Source organism: Amycolatopsis sp. SID8362, from assembly GCF_010550475.1.
Taxonomy (GTDB): domain Bacteria; phylum Actinomycetota; class Actinomycetes; order Mycobacteriales; family Pseudonocardiaceae; genus Amycolatopsis; species Amycolatopsis eburnea.
The window spans coordinates 1-8,985 of record NZ_JAAGNB010001384.1 but is presented as its reverse complement, the minus strand read 5'-3'; the positions used below and the strand labels follow the sequence as shown (position 1 = coordinate 8,985).

Sequence of the window (8,985 nt, the reverse complement as noted above, 5' to 3'; positions counted from 1 at the left end):
CGCCTGCGGGCCGGTGTCGCTCACGCCAGGGCGCCGGTGCGAGCCGGTCGCACCCGGCGGGGCTTCGGGGGTGCCGGGTTCGTCGTCGTCATCGGCCGCGCGCCGGCGGCGGCGGCGTCCGCCGTCGACCTGGGCACCGTGCTGGGCGAGCAGCTCAGCCACGGTCTTCTGCGGCTGGTCGCCTCCGGTCTGGTCCGTCATACCTGGTATTCCCCTGCGCGCTCCGGGTCCTCGGCACCTCGCGAAGAGGTACCCGACGGCATTCCGGCGGCGCAGCGCGCGCTGTACGCCGACCTCCGCATGTCCGTCACCTCTCCACCGTGCCCGTTCTCCGTCCGGGAAGTCCAGCCGGGTGCTTTCACCGGTCCTCCTGTGCGCCCAAGCGCCCCGCGAGGGCTGTTCCAGTCTCATCCGCGCCGTTGGAATGGTCCAGCCGCCGCAGGATCACACCCTCTCGCAGAGCCCACGGGCAAATCTCGAGTTCGGGCACACCGAGCGCCCGCATCGTGGCCTGCGCGACGAGCGCGCCCGCCACCAGCTGGTGGGCTCGGCTCGAGCTGACCCCCTCGAGGTGGGCCAGATCGGCCGAGGGCATCCGCGAAATGAAGGCCAGGAGCTGGCGCAACGCGGTGTCCGTGAGCGTACGTCGCACGCGCGGGCCCGCCGCCGAGGGGGCGGCGCCGGTCAGCCGGGCGAGTGAACGAAACGTCTTCGACGTCGCGACCACGCGGTCCGGTTCACCCCATTTGGTGACCTTCCGCGCGAGTTCGGTGAGCTGGTCGTCCAGCCACGCCGACGTCGCGACGAGTTCGGAGCGCGTCGGCGGGTCGCGCCTGAAGCGGGTGCGCGTGGTGCGCCCGGCGCCCAGCGGCAGCGATTCGGCCAGCACGGGCTCTTCGTCGCGGCCCATCGCGACCTCCAGCGAGCCGCCGCCGATGTCGAGCACGAGCAGCTGCCCGGCCGACCAGCCGTACCAGCGGCGGACGGCGAGGAAGGTGTGCCGGGCCTCGTCGACCCCGGAGAGGACCTGCAGCTCGACGCCGGTCTTGTCGGCCACGCGGGCCAGCACCTTGGCGGAGTTCTTCGCTTCGCGGACCGCGGAGGTGGCGAAGGCCATCAGCTCTTCGCAGCCCAGCCGCGCGGCGGCGTCCTTGGCGGATTCGACGGCGGTCACCAGCTCGTCGGCCCCGGCCTTGGTCAGCTCACCGCCCGGCGTGATCTGTTCGGCCAGCCGCAGCACCGACTTTTCGGAATGCATCGGCGTCGGGTGGGCGCCCCGGTGGGCGTCGACCACGAGCAGGTGGACGGTGTTGGAACCGACGTCGAGTACCCCTAGGCGCACGGGGGTCCAGGGTACCGGCCCCGGCGCCAGGTCTCGAACTTGTAACCGAAAACACTCGGTGCGGCTTCGTCCCGGCGCGCCTCCCACCGGGACGAAGTCGCACGAAAGGGACTTACGTCTCGAACTTGTAGCCCAGGCCGCGGACCGTCACGAGGTGCCGCGGCGAGCCCGGGTCCGGTTCGATCTTCGAACGCAGCCGCTTCACGTGGACGTCGAGCGTCTTCGTGTCGCCGACGTAGTCCGCGCCCCACACCCGATCGATCAGCTGCCCGCGGGTCAGCACCCGGCCGACGTTGCGCAGCAGGTACTCCAGGAGGTCGAACTCCTTCAGCGGCAGCGAAACCTCGGCGCCGTCGACGGTCACCACGTGCCGCTCGACGTCCATCCGCACCGGGCCTGCCGAAAGCACCAGCGGGGCCAGCTCGCCCTCCGAGCCCGGCTCGCCGCCGCGACGCAGCACCGCGCGGACCCGCGCGATCAGCTCCCGCGCCGAGTACGGCTTGGTGACGTAGTCGTCCGCGCCCAGTTCCAGGCCGACGACCTTGTCGATCTCGCTGTCGCGCGCGGTCACCATGATCACCGGCACGGCGGAGCGCTGGCGCAGCTGCTTGCAGACGTCGGTGCCGCTCATCCCGGGCAGCATCAGGTCGAGCAGCACGATGTCGGCGCCGTTGCGGTCGAACTCCTCCAGCGCGGCCTGGCCCGTCCCGGCGACGGCCGCGGTGAACCCTTCCTTGCGCAGCAGGAAGGCGAGGGGGTCGGCGAACGACTCCTCGTCCTCGACGATGAGAACCCTGGTCACAGGTTTCCTCCATGATCTGGGCTGTCCTGCCCGGTAACCACGAGCCTCGGGGTGCGCTCGGGGGTCTTCTCCTGCCGCGGTGCCGGCGAGGTCTTGGTGCCCTTGGCCGGCTCCGTGGCCGGCTCGGGACGGACGTGCGCGGGGATGCGCAGGGTGAACGTCGAGCCGGTACCCGGACGGCTCCACAGCCCGACCGAGCCGCCGTGGTTGGCCGCGACGTGCTTGACGATCGCCAGGCCCAGCCCGGTGCCGCCGGTGGCGCGCGAGCGGGCCTTGTCGGCGCGGTAGAAGCGCTCGAAAACCCGTTGCTGCTCCTCTTCGGCGATGCCGATGCCGCGGTCGGTGACGGCGATTTCCACCATCCCGTCCGCCAGCCGCCTGCTGATCGAGACCGGGCTGCCGGCCGGCGAGTACGCGACCGCGTTCTCCAGCAGGTTCGACAGCGCGGTGACCAGCAGCGTCCGGTCGCCCTCGATGAGCAGGTCGCTGGGGTTGTCGGTGGTGATCCGGATGTCGGCCGACTCGGCCGAGAGCGTGGTGCGGCCGAGCGCCTCGCGGACGACCGCGTCGACCTCGACGACGTTGAGGTCGGGCAGCCGCTCGGCGCCCTGCAGCCGCGACAGTGCGATCAGCTCGGTGACGAGCTGGCCGAGGCGCGTGGACTCGCGCAGGATCTTGCCGCCGAAGCGGCGGACCTCTTCGACGTCCTCGGCGGCGTCGAGCACGGCCTCGGTGAGCAGCGCGATCGCGCCGACCGGGGTCTTGAGCTCGTGGCTGACGTTGGCGACGAAGTCACGGCGCACGGCCTCCAGCCGGATGGCCTCGGAGTGGTCGACGGCCTCCACGACGGTGAAGCCGTCGCCGAGCGGCCGGACCTGGCCGAGCACCGCCTCCGGCTGGCGGCCGCGCGCTTCGAGCGGCGAAAGGTCGATCTCCATCGGCTCGTCGGTCTCGACGACCTGCTCGGCGGCCGCGCGGGCCCGCGCGTCGGCCTGGTTGACCTTGACGAGACCCAGCTCGTACGCGCGCGGGTTGTGCAGCACCATGTCGCCGAACCGGTTGAGCACGACGATGCCGTTGGCCGACGAGCGGACCAGCCGTTCGAGGAGCTCCGCGACGGTCGGGCCCGGCGGCCGGGCTTCCTCGCGGCGGGTGCGCGCCCGCGCCAGGAAGTAGCCGACCACCGCACCGGCCACCAGTGCGCCGATGGCCAGTGCGAGTGAAACAGGCGTGGTCACGGGCCGATCGTAAGCTGAGAAGTGGCCCTTCGGCCTAGCGTTGTCCGCCTTGTCGTGAGCACCGCGACACCTGCGGAGCACATGTTCGCCGGGGCTTCAGGCGGCGTTCACCCGATCGATTCCGTCGCGAGACATACCGGGTGAATTCACCCGTCCGCGTCCAACGTCTGCAAATCGTCCTCGGTGAGCTCCAGCGCCGCCGCCGCGACGTTCTGCTCGAGGTGCGCGACGTCGCCGGTGCCGGGGATGGCGAGGACGTGCGGGCCCTGGTGCAGGGTCCACGCGAGCCGCACCTGCGCCGGGGTGGCGTCGTGGCGGCGGGCGACCTCGGCGACGCGCCGGTCCTCGCCCTGCCCGCTGGCGACGGCGAAGAACGGCACGAACGCGATCCCGCGCTCGGCGCACATCCGGACGATCTCGTCGTCCTCCCGGCGGGCGGTGAGGCCGTACTGGTTCTGGACGCAGACGACCGGCGCGATCTCGAGGGCTTCGGTGAGGTGCTCCGGGCCGACGTTGGAGATGCCCAGCTCGCGGATCAGGCCCTCCTCGCGCAGCTCGGCGAGCGCGCCGAACCCGTCCGCGAGCGAGCCCTCGCCGCGGTCGAGGGCCTGGCCGATCCGGTAGTTGGCGACGTCGAGGTGGTCGAGGCCCAGCTCGCGCAGGTTCTCCTCGACCTGGGCCCGCAGCTGGTCCGGCCGGGCGGTGTAGAACGCGCCGGTGAAGTCGCGGCCCGGGCCGACCTTGGTGGTGATGGTCAGGCCGTCGTACGGCGCGAGTGCCCGGTTGATCAGCTCGTTCGCCGAGCGCGGGCCGGCGAAGTAGAAGACGGCGGTGTCGATGTGGTTCACGCCGAGTTCGACGGCGCGGCGCAGCACGGCGATCGACGTCTCGCGGGCGCGGATGCCGCCGTCCGAAGTGGACATCAGGCGCATCGCGCCGAAGCCGAGCCGGTTGACTTCGAAGGAGCCGAGCTGCCAGGTGCCCGCCGCGGCGGCGGGGAGGGTGGTGGTGTTCGTGGTCATGGCTCCAGCCTTCCGACCTGGCCCGGAAGCCGCCGGGAATGGCACTTTGCTGCCAGACTGGAATACGTGGAGAGAGTCAGTGACGTGGTCGTGGTGCGCGGCGAGGCCGAGCTGTTCGAGCGGACGGCCCACCTGTTCGCGACCGCGACCGAGATCTCGTGCGCGGCCCGCGACCTGCACACGTGGTCCGTGGCGCACCCGACGGCACCCGAGCGCGAGCAGGCCGTGCGCACGACGTCCGTGCGCAAGATGTACCTGCCCGGCGTGCTCTTCGACCCGGCGCTGGCCGAGCACCTGCGGTTCATGGCCACGCACGGCGCGCGCATCCGGATCACCGAGCGCGAGATCAACGAGACGATCCTGCTGGACCGCCGGATCGCGATCGTGGCGGGCGACCACGTCGCGGGCGTCCGCAGCTACACCGTGGTCAGCAGCCCGGAGCTGGTCCAGGGCATCCAGTCGCTGTTCGAGGCGGCCTGGGCCGGCGGCACCGACCTCGAGTCGTACCAGGCCCGGTTCGCCGAGCTGGGCGCGCGCGAAATCCTGGAGCAGCTCGCGTCCGGCTGCAAGGACGAGACCGCGGCCCGCGCGCTCGGCGTCGGCCTGCGGACCTACCGGCGGCGCGTGGCGGAGCTGATGGAGCTGCTGGGCGCGTCTTCGCGGTTCCAGGCCGGGGCGCGGGCGCGCGACGCCGGACTCCTGTGAGGCGGGTGCTGCTGGCGCTCGTCCTGACGACGTCGGCGTGCTCGTCGGCGGTCTCCGGCACCGCGACGCCGCTGACGGGCAACCTCGCGGTGGTCAACGCACCTGGGACGGCCGCCGCGCTCGCCGCCGTGAAGACCGCGGCGGAAGCGGTGTTCAGCTACGACTCGGCGAACCCGGCGGCGTTCGACCAGGCCGTCGCCGCGAACGTCACGGGGGCGGCGAAGGCCCAGCTCACGGCGTTATTCGAGCAGATCAGGAAGAACCCGCGGCCGGTGCGGCTGACCACGACCGTGGCGCGGGCGGCGGCGGTGGAGCTGACCGGCGGGAAGGTCCGCGAACTGGCGGTGCTGGAGCAGGTCAACGGCACCACGAAGGGCCTGGCGACGGTCGCGTTCACCGCGCTCGAGGAGGGCGGGCGCTGGCGGCTCTCCGACATCGCCGTCAACCCGGCGCAGCCGTCCCCCGCGGCGCACCCTGACGACGGCAGCCTGCCGGGCCTGCGCGATTCGGCGCTGGCCGGGGCGCGGGCGGCCGCGGGCGCGCTGTTCACGACCGACAGCGGCGACCCGGAAGGCTCGTACGCGCGGGCCGAGGCGGTCGCGGCCGAGCCGTTGCTGAGCGACTACCGCGCGAAGAAGGCGACCTACGTCGACGCGATCCGCAAGAGCGGCACGAAGGTGGCGCTCGGTCCGGACCCGATGGCCGGGGTGGTCTCGCTGACCGGCGGCCGCGCGACGGTGGTGTTCTTCACCACGCTCAAGGTGACCGCGGCCGGCGGCACCACCGACCGCCCGTTCACCACCGAACTGGACCTGGTCCGCGAAGGCCCTGCCTGGAAGGTGACCGCGGTCCGCCCCATCACCGCGTCCTGAAACGCCGTGAAGGCCTCCTTACCGGCGTTTTCGACCGGTAAGGAGGCCTTCACGGCTTTGGGCGTCAGCGGCCCTGGTTGGCGACCGCGGCGGCGGCTTCCTTGGCGGCCTCGGGGTCGAGGTACTCGCCGCCCGGCTTCAGCGGCTTGAGGTCGTCGCCCAGGTCGTAGCGCAGCGGGATGCCGGTCGGGATGTTGAGGCCGGCGATGTCGGCGTCGGAGATCCCGTCGAGGTGCTTGACGAGCGCGCGCAGCGAGTTGCCGTGCGCGGCGACCAGCACGGTCTTGCCCGCGCGCAGGTCCGGCACGATCGCGGACTCCCAGTACGGCAGCAGCCGCTCGACGACGTCCTTGAGGCACTCGGTCAGCGGCGCGTCGTCGCCGAGGTTCGCGTACCGGGCGTCGCCGGCCTGGCTCCACTCGTCCTTCGGGTCGATCGCGGGCGGCGGGGTGTCGTAGGAGCGGCGCCAGAGCATGAACTGCTCCTCGCCGAACTCCGCGAGGGTCTGCTTCTTGTCCTTGCCCTGCAGCGCGCCGTAGTGGCGCTCGTTGAGCCGCCAGTCGCGCTTCACGGGGATCCAGTGCCGGTCGGCGGCGTCCAGCGCGATGTTCGCGGTGGCGATCGCGCGGCGCAGCAGCGAGGTGTGCACGACGTCCGGCAGCAGGCCGGCCTCGGCCAGCAGCTGACCGCCCTGGCGGGCTTCGCCTTCACCCTGCTCCGACAGCGGCACGTCCACCCAGCCGGTGAACAGGTTTTCCGCGTTCCACGTGCTCTGCCCGTGGCGGAGCAGCACCAACGTCCCGAGTTCAGCCATACCCGTCAGCCTGCCAGAACCGGTCCGTGATTCCACCAGTGACCTCGACCTACCGAGAGTGTGTTACTTGGAAGTAACACCTCACCCTTCGACAAGTCCGGCCGCCAACAACGCGCAAATTCCGGGCTACAAACTGCACACCGTTATCGCTCACCGGTAAATTCACTCGAACGGACTAGTGAGTAGTCTTGTGATTACACGTCGAGATCTGACAGGTTGACTACGTCCCGAGCGGCCGGATTCCACGCACTCCCCGGCCGGATTCGGGCTTTGACCGCGGCTCGTCTCCCCCCTGCCGAGCCGCGGCCCGCCCGGCCCCGTTGGCACCCCCCTCGTCACCGGGTCCTGATCGGCGGGAACTTCAGCGGGGCGGCTCGAGATCGCGACTCCCCCCTCCCTCGAGCCGTCCCGCCTGCCCGCTCCCTGCTCCGGCCCCAGTGACGTGAATGACTCATTCATGTCGTCCGGCGACATGAATGAGTCATTCACGGCATCGCGGCGAGCCCACCTACCCGCTCAGACCTCGGTCGGCTCCGGCCGGGCCGCGCGGCGGCGCCGGTTCAGCCACCAACCACCCCAGGCCAGCGGCCCCACGATCAACAGGAACGGCGCGATCGCGCCCAGCACCGTCAGCACGCCGCCGCCGAACACCAGGAACGCGTCCCAGCCACCGGCCAAGCCGCCCAGGAATCCACTGTGGTCCTCGGAAGGGGGCGGGGGCGCCGCCGCGCTGCGGATGCTCATCGCCACCGTCGCCATCGCGACGCTGCCCGCCAGCGAATTCCGCTGCTGCTCCAGCGATTCCAGCGTCGCCTCGCGGCTGGTCAGCTCACTCTCGACCGAGGCGATCTCCGACACCGAAGTCGCCCTCGAGAGCAGTGCGCGGATCCGCTCGACCGACGCCCGCTGCGTCTGCAGCCGCGCTTCGACGTCGACGACCTGCTCGGTCACGTCCTGGGTGTTCAGCTCGCGCTTCACCAGGCTCGTGCCCAGGTGCGAGAGCTGGTCGAGCGCGCCGTCGAGCTTGTCCGACGGCACCGCGAGGCTGAGCGTCGCGTAGTCCTCGCCCGTGCTCTCCTGCCCGGTGTAGCCGCCCGCGCCCAGCGCGATCCCGCGGGCCTGCGCGACGACGTCGACGACCTTGGTCGCGGTCAGCTCCAGCCGCGCGCTGCGGGACAGCTTCCGGTCGGTGGCGCCCGCTTGCGGCGGGGTCACCTTCGATTCCGCCTTGCCGCTCGTCCCCTGCTTCGGGACGGCGGGCGCGACGCCGGCACTGTCCGCCGTGGACGATGCCCCGTTCTCCCCCGCCGAGCACCCGGCCAGCGCCAGCGCCGCCGCCGTGATCGCGAGCGCCGCTCTCCATCGAGTCCGCATCCTGCTTCTCCCTCCAGTTTCGACTGGCGGTGAGACGGATGTCCGGTTCAGGGCCGTTGCACGGCCATGGTCACGACTCGGTCAAGCCCGGTTCGTGCGGCTGCTCGGGGGCGACGAGGTGCTTGAACGCCTGGAGGTTCGCCAGCGACTCGCCGCGGGAGACGCGCCAGTCCCACTCGCGCTTGATCGACGTCGCGAAGCCGATCTCGAGCAGGGTGTTGAAGTCGCCGTCGGCGGCTTCGAGGACCTGGCCGAGCACCTTGTCGAGCTCGTCGGCGGACATCGTCTCCTTGCCGAACCGGCCGACCAGGTAGATGTCGCCCAGACTGTCCACTGTGTAGTGCACGCCGTACAGCTTCGCGTTGCGCTGCAACAGGAACCGGTAAACGTCCTCATGGGACTCATCGGGACGGCGGCAGACGAAGGCCTCCACCGAGAACGCGTGGTCGCCGTCGACCAGCCATGCGTTCGTCTGCAGCTTCTTCGTGCCGGGCAGGGTGACGAAGTACTTGCCGGGACCGCGTTTGTCGTACTTCAGCTCCGCCGAGTCCAAAGTAGACTGGATCAGCCGGTCCAGGCTCACACCGCCACCTCCGCGCGCAGTTCCAGCGCCTGCCGGAACGCGCTGGTGGCCTGAGCATAGATGTCCAGCAGCGCGTCCGTCGTGCGGCGCCAGGAGAACCGCCGCGCGTGCACGACGGCGTTGGCACCCAGTTCGGCGCGCCGGTCCGGGCGCAGCGCGACCGCGGCCAGCGCGTCCGCCCACTCCTCGGCGCCGTGCCCCGGCACCAGCAGGCCGGACACGCCGTGCGGCAC

General features: G+C 71.4%; 9 protein-coding genes and 2 pseudogenes. 2 read left to right on the top strand and 9 right to left on the bottom strand.

What is annotated here, in order from left to right; translation table 11 throughout:
* From G3I65_RS42585 to G3I65_RS42565, 5 genes and pseudogenes are all read right to left on the bottom strand, one after another.
* Positions 1-201 (bottom strand): annotated as a pseudogene (locus tag G3I65_RS42585) (hypothetical protein); the annotation flags it as partial.
* A gap of 157 nt (positions 202-358) precedes the next feature.
* Positions 359-1,342, bottom strand: a complete 984-nt coding sequence (locus G3I65_RS42580) for a Ppx/GppA phosphatase family protein (RefSeq protein WP_160701118.1) — start codon at positions 1,340-1,342, stop codon at positions 359-361.
* 112 nt (positions 1,343-1,454) lie between these two features.
* On the bottom strand, positions 1,455-2,144 hold the full coding sequence (locus G3I65_RS42575; protein WP_003062718.1) for a response regulator transcription factor: 690 nt from the start codon (positions 2,142-2,144) through the stop codon (positions 1,455-1,457).
* Positions 2,141-3,382, bottom strand: coding sequence for a cell wall metabolism sensor histidine kinase WalK (locus G3I65_RS42570; protein WP_163046853.1), 1,242 nt, complete (start codon positions 3,380-3,382; stop codon positions 2,141-2,143). The genes G3I65_RS42575 and G3I65_RS42570 overlap by 4 nt, the downstream gene beginning before the upstream one ends.
* A 146-nt stretch (positions 3,383-3,528) precedes the next feature.
* Complete coding sequence (locus G3I65_RS42565; RefSeq protein ID WP_160701117.1) at positions 3,529-4,404, bottom strand: oxidoreductase; 876 nt, start codon at positions 4,402-4,404, stop codon at positions 3,529-3,531.
* Between the two features lie 66 nt (positions 4,405-4,470).
* On the opposite strand from G3I65_RS42565, the gene G3I65_RS42560 reads away from it, so the two are divergent.
* Together G3I65_RS42560 and G3I65_RS42555 are read left to right on the top strand one after the other, a co-directional pair.
* Positions 4,471-5,109, top strand: a complete 639-nt coding sequence (locus G3I65_RS42560) for a DNA-binding response regulator (RefSeq protein WP_160701116.1) — start codon at positions 4,471-4,473, stop codon at positions 5,107-5,109.
* Between the two features lie 5 nt (positions 5,110-5,114).
* Positions 5,115-5,981, top strand: a complete 867-nt coding sequence (locus tag G3I65_RS42555; RefSeq protein WP_160701115.1) for a hypothetical protein — start codon at positions 5,115-5,117, stop codon at positions 5,979-5,981.
* Positions 5,982-6,045: 64 nt separating this feature from the next.
* Here the strand turns inward: G3I65_RS42555 and G3I65_RS42550 are convergent, their stop codons facing one another.
* The 4 genes and pseudogenes from G3I65_RS42550 to G3I65_RS42535 form a co-directional block, all read right to left on the bottom strand.
* Positions 6,046-6,795: a phosphoglyceromutase gene (locus tag G3I65_RS42550; RefSeq protein WP_160701114.1), complete on the bottom strand. Its 750-nt coding sequence runs from the start codon at positions 6,793-6,795 to the stop codon at positions 6,046-6,048.
* Between the two features lie 516 nt (positions 6,796-7,311).
* A complete protein-coding gene (locus G3I65_RS42545; RefSeq protein WP_160701113.1) occupies positions 7,312-8,169 on the bottom strand; it encodes a DUF4349 domain-containing protein in 858 nt (285 codons plus the stop codon).
* Between the two features lie 70 nt (positions 8,170-8,239).
* A complete protein-coding gene (locus tag G3I65_RS42540) occupies positions 8,240-8,752 on the bottom strand; it encodes a YbjN domain-containing protein (RefSeq protein ID WP_160701112.1) in 513 nt (170 codons plus the stop codon).
* A pseudogene (locus G3I65_RS42535) lies at positions 8,749-8,985 on the bottom strand (D-inositol-3-phosphate glycosyltransferase); the annotation flags it as partial. The pseudogene G3I65_RS42535 and the gene G3I65_RS42540, both read right to left, overlap by 4 nt.

Bases quoted from the DNA above. Each gene is read 5' to 3' on its own strand.
- G3I65_RS42550 (WP_160701114.1), bottom strand. From the start codon at position 6,795: ATGGCTGAACTCGGGACGTTGGTGCTGCTCCGCCACGGGCAGAGCACG.
- G3I65_RS42565 (WP_160701117.1), bottom strand. From the start codon at position 4,404: ATGACCACGAACACCACCACCCTCCCCGCCGCCGCGGCGGGCACCTGG.
- G3I65_RS42545 (WP_160701113.1), bottom strand. From the start codon at position 8,169: ATGCGGACTCGATGGAGAGCGGCGCTCGCGATCACGGCGGCGGCGCTG.